At 53.1% G+C, this 16,097-nt stretch carries 16 protein-coding genes; 9 read left to right on the top strand and 7 right to left on the bottom strand.

All coding sequences use genetic code 11. The features are described 5' to 3' along the window. Window position 1 precedes the first annotated feature (1 nt). The 6 genes from JW499_RS11490 to JW499_RS11465 are packed head-to-tail and all read left to right on the top strand — an operon-like array spanning window position 2 to window position 6,678. Window positions 2–706: an RDD family protein gene (locus tag JW499_RS11490; protein ID WP_232846361.1), complete on the top strand. Its 705-nt coding sequence runs from the start codon at window positions 2–4 to the stop codon at window positions 704–706. Beyond that, on the top strand, window positions 703–1,689 hold the full coding sequence (locus tag JW499_RS11485) for a stage II sporulation protein M (protein ID WP_205210729.1): 987 nt from the start codon (window positions 703–705) through the stop codon (window positions 1,687–1,689). The genes JW499_RS11490 and JW499_RS11485 overlap by 4 nt, the downstream gene beginning before the upstream one ends. Next, complete coding sequence (locus JW499_RS11480; protein ID WP_205210728.1) at window positions 1,676–3,190, top strand: DUF4129 domain-containing protein; 1,515 nt, start codon at window positions 1,676–1,678, stop codon at window positions 3,188–3,190. Before JW499_RS11485 ends, JW499_RS11480 begins: the two co-directional genes overlap by 14 nt. Further along, window positions 3,177–4,397 carry a DUF4350 domain-containing protein gene (locus JW499_RS11475; RefSeq protein WP_205210727.1) on the top strand — a complete coding sequence of 407 codons (1,221 nt, stop codon included), beginning with the start codon at window positions 3,177–3,179 and terminating at the stop codon, window positions 4,395–4,397. The genes JW499_RS11480 and JW499_RS11475 overlap by 14 nt, the downstream gene beginning before the upstream one ends. Beyond that, window positions 4,394–5,377, top strand: coding sequence for an AAA family ATPase (locus JW499_RS11470; RefSeq protein WP_205210726.1), 984 nt, complete (start codon window positions 4,394–4,396; stop codon window positions 5,375–5,377). Before JW499_RS11475 ends, JW499_RS11470 begins: the two co-directional genes overlap by 4 nt. Continuing rightward, window positions 5,374–6,678 carry a DUF58 domain-containing protein gene (locus tag JW499_RS11465; protein WP_205210725.1) on the top strand — a complete coding sequence of 435 codons (1,305 nt, stop codon included), beginning with the start codon at window positions 5,374–5,376 and terminating at the stop codon, window positions 6,676–6,678. Before JW499_RS11470 ends, JW499_RS11465 begins: the two co-directional genes overlap by 4 nt. 13 nt (window positions 6,679–6,691) lie before the next feature. On the opposite strand, the gene JW499_RS11460 is transcribed toward JW499_RS11465, so the two are convergent. The 6 genes from JW499_RS11460 to JW499_RS11435 all read right to left on the bottom strand — a co-directional run bounded on the left by JW499_RS11460 (window position 6,692) and on the right by JW499_RS11435 (window position 11,651). Further along, window positions 6,692–6,889, bottom strand: coding sequence for a hypothetical protein (locus JW499_RS11460; RefSeq protein WP_205210752.1), 198 nt, complete (start codon window positions 6,887–6,889; stop codon window positions 6,692–6,694). Next, complete coding sequence (locus JW499_RS23045) at window positions 6,867–7,022, bottom strand: NAD(P)-binding protein (protein ID WP_205210724.1); 156 nt, start codon at window positions 7,020–7,022, stop codon at window positions 6,867–6,869. The genes JW499_RS11460 and JW499_RS23045 overlap by 23 nt, the downstream gene beginning before the upstream one ends. Window positions 7,023–7,102: 80 nt before the next feature. Further along, on the bottom strand, window positions 7,103–8,017 hold the full coding sequence (locus tag JW499_RS11450) for a DMT family transporter (protein WP_205210723.1): 915 nt from the start codon (window positions 8,015–8,017) through the stop codon (window positions 7,103–7,105). 127 nt (window positions 8,018–8,144) lie between these two features. Further along, window positions 8,145–8,795: an indolepyruvate oxidoreductase subunit beta gene (locus tag JW499_RS11445; protein ID WP_232846360.1), complete on the bottom strand. Its 651-nt coding sequence runs from the start codon at window positions 8,793–8,795 to the stop codon at window positions 8,145–8,147. Next, a complete protein-coding gene (locus tag JW499_RS11440; protein WP_205210722.1) occupies window positions 8,792–10,654 on the bottom strand; it encodes a thiamine pyrophosphate-dependent enzyme in 1,863 nt (620 codons plus the stop codon). Before JW499_RS11440 ends, JW499_RS11445 begins: the two co-directional genes overlap by 4 nt. Window positions 10,655–11,030: 376 nt before the next feature. Beyond that, window positions 11,031–11,651, bottom strand: coding sequence for a riboflavin synthase subunit alpha (locus tag JW499_RS11435; RefSeq protein ID WP_205210721.1), 621 nt, complete (start codon window positions 11,649–11,651; stop codon window positions 11,031–11,033). Between the two features lie 120 nt (window positions 11,652–11,771). Here JW499_RS11435 and JW499_RS11430 point away from each other — a divergent pair, with 120 nt between their 5' ends. After that, window positions 11,772–12,677: a TIGR01777 family oxidoreductase gene (locus JW499_RS11430; RefSeq protein WP_205210720.1), complete on the top strand. Its 906-nt coding sequence runs from the start codon at window positions 11,772–11,774 to the stop codon at window positions 12,675–12,677. A 39-nt stretch (window positions 12,678–12,716) separates the two neighbouring features. On the opposite strand, the gene JW499_RS11425 is transcribed toward JW499_RS11430, so the two are convergent. Then, entirely contained in the window at window positions 12,717–14,405 is a 1,689-nt protein-coding gene (locus tag JW499_RS11425; protein ID WP_205210719.1) for a BatD family protein, read from the bottom strand. Window positions 14,406–14,739: 334 nt separating this feature from the next. Between JW499_RS11425 and JW499_RS11420 the strand changes: the two genes are divergently transcribed. Continuing rightward, window positions 14,740–14,958 carry a DUF2835 domain-containing protein gene (locus tag JW499_RS11420; RefSeq protein ID WP_091358031.1) on the top strand — a complete coding sequence of 73 codons (219 nt, stop codon included), beginning with the start codon at window positions 14,740–14,742 and terminating at the stop codon, window positions 14,956–14,958. 64 nt (window positions 14,959–15,022) lie between these two features. Then, on the top strand, window positions 15,023–16,054 hold the full coding sequence (locus JW499_RS11415; RefSeq protein ID WP_205210718.1) for a quinone-dependent dihydroorotate dehydrogenase: 1,032 nt from the start codon (window positions 15,023–15,025) through the stop codon (window positions 16,052–16,054). The last annotated feature ends 43 nt before the right edge of the window (window positions 16,055–16,097 follow it).

Raw genomic sequence — 16,097 nt, 5'->3', positions numbered from 1 at the left:
GATGGCTGACAGAGAAACGATGACCCTGACGGATACCGTCAGACGCCATGAAACCCCCGAAGGTATCCGGCTTGAGTTAAGACTGGCCGGGCCGGTTGTACGTGCCTGTGCCTGGTGCATTGATATGCTGATTCGGGCGGTACTCTATGCGCTGGTTTCAGGTGTTTTTGCCTTCTTCGGAGGTGTGGGCACCTCCGTAATGCTGATCATGTTTTTCCTCATTGAATGGTTTTATCCGGTCGTATTTGAGCTGTATAACGGCGCCTCACCCGGCAAAAAATCGATGGGGCTGGTGGTTATTCAGGATAATGGTACGCCGGTTACGTTCTCCTCTTCGCTGATTCGCAATCTGCTCAGGGCCGCTGATTTTCTGCCATTTCTGTATGCTACCGGTTTGTTATCAATGCTAATTAACAATAACTTTCAGCGTCTTGGCGATCTGGCGGCAGGGACTCTGGTTGTCTATCGGGAACCCGATCTGGAACGGATTAAATTAGCCAATGCGGAAAGCCTGCGACCTCCTGTTGATCTCAGTGTCGATGAGCAGCGTGAGTTGATCCGGTTTGCCGAGCGTTGTCCGCAGTTGAGTCAGGAACGTCAGATTGAACTGGCGACCTCACTCTATCCGGTCACCGGTAAACGGGGGCCCGCTGCAGTGAAAGAGATACTTGGATATGCTGCGTGGCTGACCCGGGGGAGTCGATGAAACAGGAACAGTTTGAACAGCGCTATCAGCCTCTGTGGCACCGTCTGGATCAACAGTTAGATCAGTTAGAAACCTTTCGGCTGCGTCGCTCCTCCGAGGAGTTGCCTGCCGATCTGCCACAGCTTTACCGTCAGTTGTGCAATCATTATGCGCTATCCCGGGCGCGGCGCTACAGCCCTCAACTGGTTGGTTTTCTCCACCGGCTAGTGTTGCGTGGTCATCAGCAGCTCTATACCCGCCGGGGGGCCTGGTTGTGGCGGTTGCTGACATTTATTGCCAGTGATTTTCCCGTCAGCCTGCGACTCAATATCGGTTATGTCTGGGTTGCATTGGCGCTGTTTCTCCTGCCAGCGCTACTGGTGGGCGGTTACTGTATGATCGATGATACCTTCATCCATAGCCTGATGAGTGATGCTGAAATCAGCAATATGGAGGAGATGTACCGCCCGGATAATGCCCGCCCCGGACGCACGCTTGAACGTAGCGCCGACTCTGATTTTGTGATGTTTGGTTTCTATATCTATAACAATATCGGTATCGGTTTTCGTACTTTCGCGATGGGTATTCTGGCCGGGGTTGGAACGGTTTTTACCCTGTTTTATAACGGTATCGTGATCGGTGGTGTGGCCGGCTATCTGTCCGGGCTGGGTTACACCGATACATTCTGGCCTTTTGTTTGTGGTCATTCGGCGCTGGAGCTGACAGCCATTGTGATCAGCGGTGCTGCTGGCCTGATGATTGGGCGAGGGGTGATCAGCCCGGGCCGCTATAGTCGGCTGGATGCGATTAAACTACAGGCGGGCAAAGCCGTTCCGCTGGTGATGGGGGCGGGGCTGATGTTGCTGGGGGCCGCTTTTATTGAGGCGTTCTGGTCCGCCAGCAGCCTGCCAAACACGGTTAAATATGTGGCGGCTATCATCCTCTGGATCATGATGGTTCTCTATTTTATGTTCGCGGGCAGGGGGGCGGATGGAGCTCGATAAGCTAGAAATATCCCTGCGTCAACGAACATCCTGGGAAGCGATAGATCTCGGTTTTGCACTGGCACGGCGGTGGTTTAAGCCGCTCTGGTTGCTCTGGCTCAGCGCTGCTGTTCCGCTGGGGCTGCTTCTGTTCCTCTTTTTATCTGATGAGCTTGGCTGGCTGATGTTGATTATCTGGTGGTTTAAACCGCTGTACGAGCCACCGTTGATGTTCTGGTTAAGCCGGGCTGTGTTTGGTGAGCAGTTACCGGTGAAAACGGTGCTGCGGCAATGGTGGTCAGTGGTCCGGCCGCAGTTATTACTTAACCTCACCTTGCGTCGTTTTAATCCCTCCCGCTCCTTTACGCTGCCGGTGGCCTTGCTGGAACAGCTGAAGGGGAGTGCTCGTCGTGATCGTTTGCGGGTGCTGGGACGAAATCAGAGTGCTGCTGCCTGGCTGACGGTGATTGGCATCCATCTGGAAACGGTGCTGGAGATGGCGTTTATCACCGTCATTTTTATGCTGATTCCGGAAGACCTTCGCTGGACCAGTTTCGGTGATCTGCTGATGGCTCCGGGGCGGATTGGTGACTGGTTGCAGTTTGCCGGAGGCCTGCTCTGTATGTCGGTTATTGCACCCTTTTATGTGGCAGCCGGGTTTACCCTCTATCTCAATCGACGCAGTGAGCTGGAAGCCTGGGATATTGAAATCAACTTCCGCCGGACCAGTGAACGTTTTAAATCTGGCGCTGCAAGTCGTTCCGTCAGCACTGTTGCGGCTGTTATGCTGGCGGCTGTTCTGGCGCTGGCCGTTCCGCTGATCAGTACACCCGCAGATGCGGCGCAGCAGGTAAGTGCCCGGGATGCGAAGCCGCTCATCGAAAAAGTGCTGGAGGATGAAGCCTTTGGCCGTTATGAGCAGACCCACTACTGGAAATATACCGGTCAGCCGGAACCTGACAGCGATTCAGAGAACGGGTTCATCGAGCTGCTGGCGAAGCTGTTTAATGGCGTCGGTGATGTTATGCAAGGTGGTGCCAGTATTGGCAAAATCCTGATATGGATAGCCGGTATTGCCCTGGTGGTATTTCTGATCTACCAGGTTGCCAAGAATAGTCAGTGGTTCAGAGGTTTTCAGAGACGCCCGGTTCGCAAAGGCCGAAGCCGGCCGGTGGAGTTATTTGGTCTGGACTTACGCCCTGACCAACTGCCAGACGATCCCGCCGGCGAAGCCCGGAGACTGATTGCTGAAGGCGCCTTCAGGGAGGCGTTGAGCCTGCTCTATCGGGGGGCGCTGGTCTATCTGGTGACTCAGGAACATATCGAGATTCCCGATAGCGCTACCGAGGGCGAGTGTGAGCAGTTGGTGATAGATCACCGCAGTGCCAGTGAAGCGGATTTTTTCAAGTCTCTGACCCGCCACTGGTTACGTATGGCCTATGGACATGTTGTTCCGGCAGAAGCCCCCGTGGTTGAGCTTTGTCAGCGTTGGCAGGAGGTGTATGGCCATGTCGAACGCTAACCGGGTATTTCTCTGGCTGCTGGGGGGATTGCTGCTGCTCAGTGTCGTCTGGTATACCCAGTGGTTTTTCAATAATCATGAACGGGTTACCGAGGAGCAACGGGTGGATATATCCCCGGAAGCGATGCGTAACCGTTTTCTTGCGGCAGAACGTTTTTTGCAGCAGCTGGGCTATCAGGCCGAAAGTTTTCGCGCCAGGGATCTGACGACTGTGCTACCGCCTCCCGGGGATGTGCTGTTGGCCCGGCGCATGCCGCCACAGATGAGTGATCAGCAGATTGAAGTCCTGGATAACTGGATTGAAGCGGGCGGCATACTGATTCTGACTTCGGAGCACTTCTATCAGGAGGATGAAGACAACGATCCGTTTCTGGCATTCCTGGGCGTACGAATGCTCCCGCCTGAATCATCTGATGGTCAGCAGGCAGGCACCTCCGATCAGAATGAAGATTCAGTTAAATCAGATACAAGTGAAGCCGATTCCTCGTCTTATCTCCCGGTAAGACTGTCCCTTGTCAGCGAACCGGAACCGGTGACTGTCAGCTTCCTCCGCGACCGCATTCTTATCGATGGAGATCAGTGGGCCTCTCAGCGTGCCGGCTCTGGACAGGGAGAAAACTATCTCAGGTTTGAGTATGGTCAGGGACGGGTCATAGTGCTGAGTGATCTGGATCTGTTTACCAACGACCGGATCATGAAAGATGATAACGCTTTTCTGCTGAGTCACCTGGTGGCTGGCAGTCGCAAGGTATGGTTGCAGTACAGTATTGACGCCCTGCCGCTGCCTCAACTGTTATGGCAGAAGATCCCTTTTATCGTTTGTGCACTGGTCGCATTGCTACTGCTGATGGGCTGGCGTTTGTTCCTGTTTACCGGTCCGCGTCTGAAACTGCAGAATCTGCAGCGGCGTAACCTGCTGGAGCATATTGATGCGACGGCGCACTACGCCTGGCGTATCGATAAGGGGTATACCCTGTTTGAAAACAATAGGCGAGCACTGGAACTGGCGTGGCGTAAACGTCACCCCGCTCTTAATCCGATGGACGAAAGCCAGCGGGCGGAGTGGATTGGTGAGAAAACGGGTATGGCAGCGACCGCCGTCGAGCGCAGTCTCTACCATGAGATAACCAAAGATCAGGATTTTATTAAAGCAACACTGGTGCTGCAGCAGCTGGCCAGTGGCTTAAAACAGCGGGAGCTAAGATGAACGAATCTCAGGGACAGGATCAGCTGTCAGACAAAGTGCTGCGCAAACTCGGGCAGCTGGAGCAGGAGATCGGCAAAGCGGTTATTGGTCAGCGTCAGGTCATCCGGGATACCACGATTGCATTGCTGGCGGGTGGGCATGTGTTGGTAGAAGGGGTGCCTGGATTGGGCAAAACCCTGCTGGTTCGTAGTCTTGCAGCTGCCGTCGGTGGTGTGTTTAACCGGGTGCAGTTCACCCCGGATCTGATGCCCAGCGATATCAGCGGCCATATTATGTTTGACCGCAAAACGGACTCTTTCCGGGTGCGCAAAGGGCCAGTGTTCTGTAACTTTCTGCTGGCGGATGAGATCAACCGGGCACCGGCGAAAACTCAGTCTGCACTGCTGGAAGTGATGCAGGAACAGCAGGTGACTATCGAAGGGCAGACGTACGAACTGCAACTGCCGTTTCTGGCGCTGGCGACGCAGAACCCGATTGAGCAGGAGGGTACATACCCCTTGCCACAGGCGCAGCTGGACCGCTTTCTGCTGAAGGTCTATATCGATTATCCCAGTGTCGATGAAGAGTTGCAGATGGTCCAACAGATCACCGCTGGCTCGGTGGCCGATAAACTGGACGTGTCATCGATTCAGGAGGTACTCAAGCCTGAAGAGATTCTCAGCCTGCAGCGCTATACCTCAAAACTGGAGGTTGATGAGCAGATCGTTACCTATGCGGTGAATATCGTCAGGGCGACCCGTGACTGGAGCGGAATTGACACCGGTAGTGGCCCTCGGGGGAGTATCGCACTGCTACGGGCAGGACGGGCCAATGCGGTATTGTCTGGTCGGCGGTTTGTCACCCCTGATGATATTAAAGCGGTGGCCCAGGCGGTGTTACGTCACCGGATTAAACTCAGTGCAGACCTCGAGATCGAAGGTTATCAGCCAGACGATGTACTGAAAGATATTCTCAGCAACGTGCAGGCTCCCCGGGTATGATTCCATCCCGTCGTTCAGTATTGCTGGTAACCGTAGTTCTGTTACTGGCGCTGCTGGCCGCTTTCTGGCCCGGGCTGCAATGGCTGCGTGATCTGATAGCCGCCACCGTGGCCGGTGCGCTTCTGCTCGACCTGCTGTTGCATCGGCGTGAACCTGTGGCTGAAATCAGCCGGGAGTTGCGCGGCAGTATTCCGGTGGGTGTCTGGAGTGACGTGAAGCTGCAGGTGACCAATCACACCGGACGACCACAGTGGCTGACACTGCATGATCATCACCCCAGCGAATATGCGGTTGAAGGGTTGCCGTTGCAACTTAGTTTATCGTCTGAACGCACCGCCAGAGCAACTTATCAGATAAGACCTGATCAGCGAGGAGATGGACAATTTGATGGTGTTGATCTGGTCAGTGTCTCACCATTCGGGCTGTGGCAGCGCAAACAGTTTGTTACGCTGGTGGACCGGATTAAAGTCTATCCAAACTTTCGTGCCGTGAGCCAGTACACTCTGCTGGCCACCGACAACCATCTGAGTCAGTTGGGCATCAAACATCAGCTACGCCGCGGCGAGGGGAATGATTTCCACCAGTTGCGGGAGTACCGGACCGGCGATTCGTTACGCCAGATTGACTGGAAAGCCACCTCGCGTTATCACAAACTGATCTCCCGGGAATATCAGGATGAGCGCGACCAGCAGATTCTGTTCCTGCTGGATTGTGGCCGGCGGATGCGTCACCGGGAAGTGGATGGTGGTCATCTGGATCAGGCATTGAACTCGATGTTGCTGCTTGCCTATGTTGCGGCGGAGCAGGGTGATGCGGTCGGCTTTCACACCTTTGGCGGAGTTAAACGCTGGTTTCCCCCGGTTAAAGGAGGGGGTGTGGTACGGCAGATGATTGCCAGCACCTATGATATTGAAGCTACACTGGAAGCGGCGGACTATCTTGAAGCGGCCCGCGAGCTGATGCCCCTGCAACGGCGCCGGGCACTGATAGTGCTGGTCACCAACACCCGCGATGAAGACAGTGATGATCTGGTAACTGCCGTGCGGTTGCTCTCTCGTCGCCATCTGGTTGTGGTCGCTGATCTTCGTGAACAGATTCTCGACACTGCACAGGCAGACCGGGTATCAGATTTTGACGCCGCGCTGCGCTTTCACGGCGTACAGGAGTATCTGGAATGCCGCACCCAGAACCATGAAAAACTTCGTCATCAGGGGGCAATGCCGATGGATCTGCTGGCCAGGCAGTTGCCGGTCGCGCTGGTTAACCAATACTTAACCGTTAAGGCATCAGGGCGGTTGTAAGCGTGTGAGTCAGTTACCAGACACCTGATATTATTTTGAAAAACCAGCGAGCGAGAAACGGATATCTTGATGCCGCTGACCAGTAATAATTCCGACAATTTCTGATAAGTGTATTTTTTGTTGCCAGCATTTTGTAATCGAAGTCAGTAAAAAGTAAAACGCTTCTGGCACGTTTAGCCAATCTGGCTTCAACAGAAAGATCGTTTTTCATCAGTGCTTCTGCAAGCGTTATTCCGTCGGTCTATCAAGCGAACCTTGAACCCATGATCTATGCACTCAAGTGCAAACGCTAAGCCGCTGGCTCCTGCGCCAATGACTAAAATGTCTTCACTCTTGCTATGCATACACTACATCCTTGTTGTGTTTCCATGTGATCTGAAATTAATTTAGAGTGTTGCTTACTCCGATAAAACTTTAACGTATTTTATATAGTGTTTATCTGTTTTGTTTGCTTCCGTCGAAACAGATTCAGTTGTGACATAATCATCCCCGCCAGCATCAGAGCGCAACCAATCAGAGCCCGGTTGCTGAAGTCTTCCTCCAGTAGCCACCACCCGCCGAGGGCGGCAAACACCGCTTCCAGACTCATGATGATCGCCGCATGGGAGGCGGGGGCGTGGCGTTGTGCTACCACCTGCAGTGTATAAGCGACACCCACCGAGAGCAGGCCGGCGTAGGCGATTGGTTGCCATGCCTGGGTGATGCTGGAGAGCGTCAGAGTGTCCTGCTCAAATAATAATGCGACAATAAAACTCAGCAGGGCGCAGACAAAGAACTGGATAATCGCCAGTCGCAGATTATCCAGTTGGCTGGCCAGACGGCCGATGACCACCACATGAGCGGCCCAGAAGAAGGCGCTTCCCAGTACCAGCAGATCACCACTGTTGATTGTAAAACTGGCACCAGAATCTGTTTCAACAGTGAGAAAGTAAAGTCCGATAACTGCCAGCAGGCCTCCCAGCCAGGTATTCAGCCGGGTAATATGGCCCATTAACAGCCCCAGAAGCGGCACGATAATGATGTAGAGTCCGGTGATAAACCCGGCATTGCCTGCGGTGGTCCAGAGTAAACCCGCTTGTTGTAACGATGCTCCGAGAAACAGAATCATACCGGCAGTGATGCCGCCCCGCAGCAGTGCTCTGGGGGCTGTTGCGCCGGCCTTCGGGCGAAATATCAATAGTAGCGGCAGGAGTGAAACAGCGCCCAGCAGAAAACGACAGCCATTAAATCCAAAGGGGCCGAGATGATCCATTCCCAGTCTTTGGGCTACAAAGGCCAGGCCCCAGATAGCAGCGACCAGCAACAGAGTGAGGTCGGCGCGGATATTGCGGGTTTCCATCAATGGAACCTCATAAAACATAAAAAGAGCGGCTATTGTAAATTGCTGCTCTTTTTACGCAATGGCAGGGGAAGAAAATAGCTGATTATCCGGGTTAATTGTATCGCCGATGTCACTGGCTGAGCGGTCAGGCAGTAGCCAGGCTATCTACCTGAATAAACGCCTGGCGTCCCAGTGTAAAGGCGCGGCGGTTAAGCTCGGTCAGCGCTTCTCCTTTGCGCTGAAAGCGCGCCAGCAGAGCCTGTTCCAGAATTTCCGGAGAAAACGGCAGGTGATCGGCAATGGCTCCCAGCATAATGGAGTTCACCAGCCGCCGGTCGCCCAGCTCTATGGCTGCTTCCCCGGCATTGAAATGGTGTAGCTCCACAGAGTCGTTTGCTAATTGGCCGAGAGGGTTGTCAGGGTACTCATACAGACCGATTGAAACGACCGGAGGGATGAGAGGATAGTCATTGACCATCACCACTGCGCCGGATTTCATATGCGTGTGCCAGCGCAGTGCTTCGGCCGGTTCAAAGGCGATCATCATATCCGCATCACCCGGCTTGATGGCCGGTGATAACACCTGCTTACCAAAGCGTACATGGGAAGTGACGACACCGCCCCGTTGCGCCATGCCGGCTACTTCGGTTTTTTTGACATCATAACCCAGTGCCAGTGCAGCCTGAGATAATACATCGGCGGCGGTCATTACTCCCTGTCCGCCGATCCCCACGACCAGAATATTAGTGACTGTATCGCTGTTCAGTTCGATTGAGGGCTTCTGCGAAGTCATCATTTTACCTCCACAGCATTGATCTTATCGACATTGAAAGCCGGAACAATCGCGTCGGGGGCGCAGGTGTTTGTGCACAGGTTGCAACCGGTACAGGCCGCCGTATCGATATTGACGAAGCTAAGCTCCTTCTCTCTGCCATTGGGCTTGATGACGCTCTCTTTGCGGCTGACCAGAATGGCGGGGCAGCCGACATCCAGGCAGTTGCTGCAACCGGTACATCGGTCTTCATCCACTTTCAGCGGCGGGAGTTTGCTGTAACGTTCAGTCAGCACGCAGGGCTGATTGGTGATAATCACTGATGGCTCTTTGATTTTGACCTCTTCACGCAGCGCTTTGAACAGCGTCGGCAGTTCATAAGGATTAACCTCGTGGATCCGCTCCGGTTTAACGCCCAGAGCTTCGCAGAGCTTGCGGAAGTCTACCTGCAGGGTGGCTTCGCCATGGATATTCAAACCGGATGAAGGTGCGTTCTGACCACCGGTCATGCCCACAGCGCGGTTATCCAGCAGTAACACGGTGACATTGCCTTTGTTGTAGGTGATGTCCAGTAACCCCTGCATCCCCATGTGCATAAAGGTTGAATCGCCGATCACGGCCAGGATATTCTTATTCTGGTCTGCCTCACTGCGGCCCTTATCGATCCCCTGAGCAACACTGAGTGAGGCACCCATACTGATCGTGGTATCCAGTGCATTCCAGGGGTGCCCGGCGCCCAGTGTATAACAGCCGATATCGCCGGCGATGATGGTGTTTTTGATATGGGAGAGGCAGTAGTAGATGCCCAGGTGGGGGCAGGCAACACAGAGTGTCGGAGGGCGGGGAAACAACCCGGTTGTGTCAATGGCGACCTCCTGGCTCGGTTTGCCCTGTAATTTGTCGATGGACGGGGTCAGTACCTGCGGTGAAAGTTCACCAATTCTGGGGAGAATATCTTTGCCATAGAGGGGGATTCCCGCAGCCCGCAGCTCGGTTTCAAGGAGCGGTTCAACCTCCTCTGCAACGATCAGTTTATCGACGGTTGCCGAAAACTGGCGAAGCTTTTCAACGGGCGCCGGATGACTCAATCCGAGTTTAAAGACTGGCGCGTCTGGGTAGGCCTCTTTGACATGAAAGTAGGCGGCACCTGAAGTGACAAAGCCGATGCTGTTATCGATACCCGCGTCCATCCGGTTAAGAGGGTGTTCTTCGCTCAGCAGACTCAGCTGCCGGTCACGCTCCATCATCAGGGGGATTCGCTTTTTCGCATTTCCCGGCACCATGACATAGCGGGCCGGATCTTTGGTAAAGTTTTTGCGCTGATAGATGTCAGGCTTGCTGCATACCACCACGCCTTTGACATGGCAGATCCGGGTGGTCAGACGGATCATCACCGGCACGTCATACTGTTCTGACAGACCAAAGGCCAGGCGGGTCATCTCGTAAGCCTCTTGGGCGTCTGCCGGTTCCAGCACCGGGATATGAGCGAATCGTCCCCAGTAGCGGGAATCCTGTTCGTTCTGCGAGGATGACAGACCAACATCGTCCGCGACCACAAGCACCAGTCCGCCTACCGCACCGATCAGGGTCTGCGTCATCAGTGCATCGGAGGCGACGTTTACCCCGACATGTTTCATGGCACATAAGGCCCGGCTACCCGCCAGAGATGCGCCGATAGCCACCTCAAGAGACACCTTTTCATTGATTGACCACTCGGTATAGATCTCCGGATAGGCCGCAATAAACTCCAGAATCTCAGTGGATGGTGTGCCGGGATAAGCGGAGGCAACACTACAACCGGCATCTCTGGCGGCTTGTGCCACGGCTTCATTCCCGGAAATAAACTGACGCTGATCCTGCTGGACGGGTTGGGGTGCGTTCAATATAGGCTCCTTACAGCTTTAGACCTGATAGCTTTTTTGGGTTATGCAGGCTTAAAAGTGAATCATAAAGGAGTGATTTTAAAACGAAGCCCGCCAATGGCAGGCTGACCTGAGTCAAGGATAGCCGAATAGCAGTGGTCAAATGGTCGTATATGGCCCGGATGGGGGATAGAAAGCCGTTGCTAGTTGTTAGACGTGGCTTCGCCACTTGCTAGGAAAAGCCTTCTTTATTGAGGATAGGGGTTATTTAGGGAATAGATGCTTTGTAAGAAGGTTGTTGATTGGGCTGAGGTGGATAATCCCGAGAGCAAGGTCTTTTTTTTAGCAAGGAAAGCGAAGCTTTCCGTCTGGCCACTAACAGGGGCTAAGCGCCGTTCTAGCGGCTTATTATAGCGTTCTGCTGCATATACCGTTCTACGGTATCGACTACCGCCTGAGTCTGGCTATCGATTTCAAGGTTAATCCGGTCACCAACCTGGGCGGCACCGAATGTCGTGACGGACAGGGTTTCCGGTATCAGATAAACGTTGAAACGGTTGCCCTGAACTTCACCGATAGTCAGGCTGCAACCGTTGAGGGAGACAAATCCTTTGGGCAGGATATATCTGATAAGGGCCGGCTCAGTTTCAAACCAGACAATACGGTTGTCCTGAGGCTGGTCGATCTGGTCGATCATTGCTGTACCGTGTATGTGTCCCGATAACAGATGTCCACCAATCTCATCACCGATGCGGGCCGCCCGTTCAAAGTTAACCCGGTCTCCTGGCTTTAGCTCTCCCAGATTAGTGACTCTGAGTGTTTCCATAATCAGGTCAAAGCTGATCTGGTTTGCTCTGAATGCGGTGATGGTCAGGCAGGTGCCATTGATGGCAATACTGGCACCGGTTTGAAGTTGTTCGCAGTGCTGCTGAGGAAACTCCAGCGTCAGTTGCATGAACTGATCTTTCATTAAAGTCGTAATAACCGTTGCGGTACCCTGAACAATTCCGGTGAACATAATTATTTCCTGTTAAATTTTCACTGGTCTATGTTTATAAAGAGAGACAGACTGGTTTGCAATATCAGGGTGGGTGTTAATGTCCTCTGTTTCTTGGCAACTCTTTTTAAGGAGATCTATATGAAGGTTCTGATCAGCGGTGGTACCGGCTTTATTGGACGTCATCTGATTCCCCGGTTACTGGATTACGATCATGAGCCAGTGGTTCTGACCCGCTCTGAAGCCAAAGCCCGGGATCTGTTTGGAGCTTCTGTCAGAGTAATCACCAATCTTGATCAGATTAATAGTGATGAGCAGATCGATGCCATCATCAATCTGGCTGGAGAGGGAATCGCCGATAAGCGCTGGAGTGAAGCCCGCAAACAGGCATTAGTGGACAGCCGGATCAGTATGACTGCCGATCTGGTCTCACTGATTATGCGGCTGGAACGCAATCCGGAAGTGATGATCAGTGGTTCGGCAATTGGCTATTATGGTTGCCGGACAGATGATCTGCAGCTACCGGAACGAGGGGAGGTGGTTGACGATTTTACCCATCAGTTGTGTCAGCGGTGGGAAAGTGAAGCGCTTAAGGCCCAGACCATGGGGGTGCGGGTTTGTCTGATCCGAACCGGGGTGGTATTGGGGCATGGCGGCGCGCTGGCAAAAATGTTGCCTGCCTTTAAACTCGGTTTGGGTGGTCCGGTTGCCAGAGGGGATCAGTGGATGTCCTGGATCCATATGGACGATGAGGTAGAGATTATCTGTATGATGCTGACCCATAATAGTTTTCACGGTGCCTATAATCTTACCGCTCCTGAAGCGGTGACCAATGCAACCTTCAGTCAGACGCTGGCGAGTGTTTTATCCCGTCCATGCTGGTTCAGAGTGCCTGCCGTGATACTTGATCTGATGCTGGGTGAGGGCAGTGATCTGCTGGTTAAGGGGCAAAATGTTTACCCCGAAAGGCTGTTAAAGGCGGGCTATAAGTTTGCCTATCCTGATCTGGATACTGCGCTGGCCCAGGTGCTGGAGCCTGCAGACTAATCAGGATTAACTCTTCACTTATCGGCAAGCGGTGTGGCTTCAGCGCTGCCGCTTGCGTAACTGGCTCTCTCTGATATGTCTGAGAGCCTGTGCCAGAAGGTCGCCGGACCACTGGCCTGTTTCAGCACCGCTGATGTAGCTTTCCATATCGATCAGAAGCAACTCCAGGGTTTTACTGTTGTTGATCTCACTCAGATGGAGACTGTCTGTAAACTGGCTGTCTGGCCAGAACAGCCGGGCCCAATCCAGTATCAATAACCGGGCTTCGAGGGGAGTATCCCGGTTACAGGCCTGAATCGCTTTATCAAACGCGTTCTGCTCATCTTCCTGTGGTGTTGCCTGGGAAGCACCTGCTTCAGCCATTGGCTGCTGCGACAATGGGTTGGGGGGAGGCTTTTTGTCCGCTGAGCTGATATCAAAGTCACCGATATCAAACTTCTTACGCCGCTGTGCAGAATAACTATAGAGCCAGCCCAGTGAGGAGATAATGGCAATCGCTGTGAGCAGCCAGACCAGTATGCGTATACTGCTGTAATCCGGCTTATCCTCTGAGGGGATGTTTGGCGCGACCATTGCCGATTTCTCGGCAACCGCCTCTACTGCTGGGGCCGCAGGGGAGGGGGGGGCAACTCTCAGAATCACCTGGGCTAAGCGGACTTTCTCACTCTGGTCCTGATTGATGTTCCACCAGGGAATAATGATCTCCGGCAGGGTGACCTCACCCCGTTCTGCAGGGGTTATACGCAGCGTCTCTGTACGGCTGCTGACGACCCCTTTGGCGGTGAGTTTCTGCTCCAGGCTGACGTCTTCTACGCTGATGCGGGCCAGTTCATTACGCAGAGGCATCAGGGCGGGTAACTGTTCAGCCATCAATCCCTCGGCACTGATTCTGAGGGTGCGTAGCTGGCTTTCACCCAGTACCAGGTTGTTATCCGCTTCAGTAAGGTCTTCCAGAGTGATTTTGCTGGCGGGCAGCCAGTAGCCGCGTATCGCTTGAGAAACCCTGGGCAATACATCGATTGAGATCGGATCTGTGGTCAGTTCCGGTGTTCCGGGACCGGCACTGAAGTGGGCCGCGGGGATTGTTAGTGGACCGGTCTGGTCTGGAAAAATAGCATAGCTCTGTTCTGTTACCTGATAGGTCTGCCCCTTCATCTGGCGGCTATACTGTTGTTTATCACCGAGAGGGACTGTTCTGGTGCCGGGGATGGTCAGTTCAGACAGTGTTGACATCGGCGGCAGCTCTTCCAGATGGAACAGTCTGACGCTATACAGAAGCTGGCTGCCCTGATAAACCTCATAACTGTCAACCGAGCTTTCAAGGAATGAATCGCTGCTGATCAGTGCCGCAGCACCGGCAACCCCTTCCACGGTGATCAGTTGTGGCTGACTGTATTCATTATTCAACTGTAACGCCGGAATCTGCAGATCACCTGCCCGGCGAGGCCGCAGCAGAATTTTCCAGCGAGTGATATTTTGGTTCGCACCGTTAGCGTAGCTGGAGACAGTCATCTGTTTACTGCCCAGAAAGTGAAAATCTTTTGTCAGAGGTGAAAAGTCCGGGCGGCTTGAGGTACGCTGATCGATCTCAACCGTTAGCTGAATGGTTTCACCTTCAGTGATAGAAAAGCGATCAGGAAAAACATTGAGCTGTGCCCAGGCTGGTGAGGAGGCCAGTATGATCAAACCAGTGATGAGAGAACGGGTAAGGTGGAACATCTGCGACATAAGTAAGTTAATCTCCGGTGACTGTCCGGCTCCAGAAGGCTTGTTAATACAGTCCGTGTTCATGGTCATCTTGTTAACGCTGCCCGCTGGGCGGCTGTCGCACCACCGCTGCAGCCGTAGTAGCATAACTGAAAAATGCTGCAAAAGGATAACTTTTAGAGAGATAAACTGGTGTCTTGAGATAGTCGCATGCGTCGATAGTCGATTGCTGTGATCCTCTGCTGAACTGACACAGGGAGGGGCTGCACGGATATGCTGGCAGCCTGCCTGCAGCGGCAGTAGAATAACGCAGAAAGCCATATATCCATTGGGCCAGTCTCTTTAAGAACCACTTATGCAACAGATTATTGTCGATATACACTTAACCCAGGAGCAGTATCTGGCTCATTACACATCTCAGGCAAGGGATGTTGTGGCTACCAGTCGTGATGGCCGGCGGGTCAGATTTCCATCTTCATTGCTGCAACCCTATCTGTTGCATAACGGAATTCAGGGGAGTTTTCGTATCTCATATACTGACGCGGGAAAATTCAGTAGCATCGAACGGCTCTGATTTTTTTACAGCGCCGACGGCTTTGCATATAATGCCCGCACTTTAATTTGACTTGTGGTATCCCATGCTCTATCAAGCTGCCCGATCTTTGTTGTTTAAACTGGATCCTGAAACGGCCCATGACCTGTCACTGAACAGCCTTAACCTGATGGCCAGTATCGGATTGAACTCACTGTTTCGCTTTAAAACGATCAGTCAGCCCGTAGAGGTGATGGGGATTAAGTTCCCGAACCCGGTTGGCCTGGCTGCTGGACTGGATAAGAACGGCATTGCTATAGATGGTATGGCGTCACTCGGATTCGGTTTTGTTGAAGTGGGGACGGTTACACCACGACCGCAGCCGGGAAACCCCCAGCCCCGTTTGTTCCGGATCCCTGAACGCCAGGCGATAATCAACCGAATGGGATTTAATAATCAGGGTGTTGACGCACTGCTGAAAAATATTGAAAAGAGCCGTTTTGAGGGCATTCTGGGTATCAATATTGGTAAAAACTTTGATACCCCGGTAGAGCAGGCTATCGATGATTATCTGATCTGTATGCGTAAAGTGTACGACCGGGCAAGTTATATTACGGTTAACGTTTCCTCTCCCAATACCCCCGGGCTGCGGACATTACAGTTTGGGGACACGCTGAATGAGCTGTTGGCGGCACTCAAGACGGAGCAGGCTCATCTGGCCCGGCTGCATGGGAAGTATGTACCGATAGCGGTTAAGATTGCCCCTGATATGAGTGAAGAGGAGTTTGTCCTGGTGGCCGCTTCACTCAAATCCTATGAGATCGATGGTGTCATTGCCACTAACACTACTCTTTCCCGTGCCGGTGTTGAGGAGTTTCCGGTGTCACAGGAAGCCGGGGGGCTGAGTGGTGTACCGGTACGTAATGCTGCCACTAAGGCTATCCGTATCCTGGCCCGTGAACTGGACGGTGCTTTGCCGATTATCGGTGTGGGCGGAATTACTAATGGCTTTGATGCGGCAGAAAAGATTGAGGCGGGGGCTTCACTGGTTCAGGTATACACGGGTTTTATCTATCGCGGCCCTGAATTGATTTCTGAGTCGGTAAAAGCGATTGCTGAGCTTGAAAGAAAAGCCTGACAAGCAGGTCAGCGACCCATGTGCCGATATCTGATGTTCAGAT

Source organism: Amphritea pacifica, assembly GCF_016924145.1.
Classification (GTDB): domain Bacteria; phylum Pseudomonadota; class Gammaproteobacteria; order Pseudomonadales; family Balneatricaceae; genus Amphritea; species Amphritea pacifica.
The sequence above is the reverse complement of the archived record's forward strand: the minus strand, read 5'-3'. Positions and strand labels throughout refer to the sequence as shown.

Bases quoted from the DNA above. Each gene is read 5' to 3' on its own strand.
- JW499_RS11465 (WP_205210725.1), top strand. From the start codon at position 5,374: ATGATTCCATCCCGTCGTTCAGTATTGCTGGTAACCGTAGTTCTGTTA.
- JW499_RS11460 (WP_205210752.1), bottom strand. From the start codon at position 6,889: ATGAAAAACGATCTTTCTGTTGAAGCCAGATTGGCTAAACGTGCCAGA.
- JW499_RS11475 (WP_205210727.1), top strand. From the start codon at position 3,177: ATGTCGAACGCTAACCGGGTATTTCTCTGGCTGCTGGGGGGATTGCTG.
- JW499_RS11480 (WP_205210728.1), top strand. From the start codon at position 1,676: ATGGAGCTCGATAAGCTAGAAATATCCCTGCGTCAACGAACATCCTGG.
- JW499_RS11425 (WP_205210719.1), bottom strand. From the start codon at position 14,405: ATGTCGCAGATGTTCCACCTTACCCGTTCTCTCATCACTGGTTTGATC.
- JW499_RS11430 (WP_205210720.1), top strand. From the start codon at position 11,772: ATGAAGGTTCTGATCAGCGGTGGTACCGGCTTTATTGGACGTCATCTG.
- JW499_RS11470 (WP_205210726.1), top strand. From the start codon at position 4,394: ATGAACGAATCTCAGGGACAGGATCAGCTGTCAGACAAAGTGCTGCGC.
- JW499_RS11435 (WP_205210721.1), bottom strand. From the start codon at position 11,651: ATGTTCACCGGAATTGTTCAGGGTACCGCAACGGTTATTACGACTTTA.
- JW499_RS11445 (WP_232846360.1), bottom strand. From the start codon at position 8,795: ATGATGACTTCGCAGAAGCCCTCAATCGAACTGAACAGCGATACAGTC.
- JW499_RS11485 (WP_205210729.1), top strand. From the start codon at position 703: ATGAAACAGGAACAGTTTGAACAGCGCTATCAGCCTCTGTGGCACCGT.
- JW499_RS11415 (WP_205210718.1), top strand. From the start codon at position 15,023: ATGCTCTATCAAGCTGCCCGATCTTTGTTGTTTAAACTGGATCCTGAA.
- JW499_RS11490 (WP_232846361.1), top strand. From the start codon at position 2: ATGGCTGACAGAGAAACGATGACCCTGACGGATACCGTCAGACGCCAT.
- JW499_RS11450 (WP_205210723.1), bottom strand. From the start codon at position 8,017: ATGGAAACCCGCAATATCCGCGCCGACCTCACTCTGTTGCTGGTCGCT.
- JW499_RS11420 (WP_091358031.1), top strand. From the start codon at position 14,740: ATGCAACAGATTATTGTCGATATACACTTAACCCAGGAGCAGTATCTG.
- JW499_RS23045 (WP_205210724.1), bottom strand. From the start codon at position 7,022: ATGCATAGCAAGAGTGAAGACATTTTAGTCATTGGCGCAGGAGCCAGC.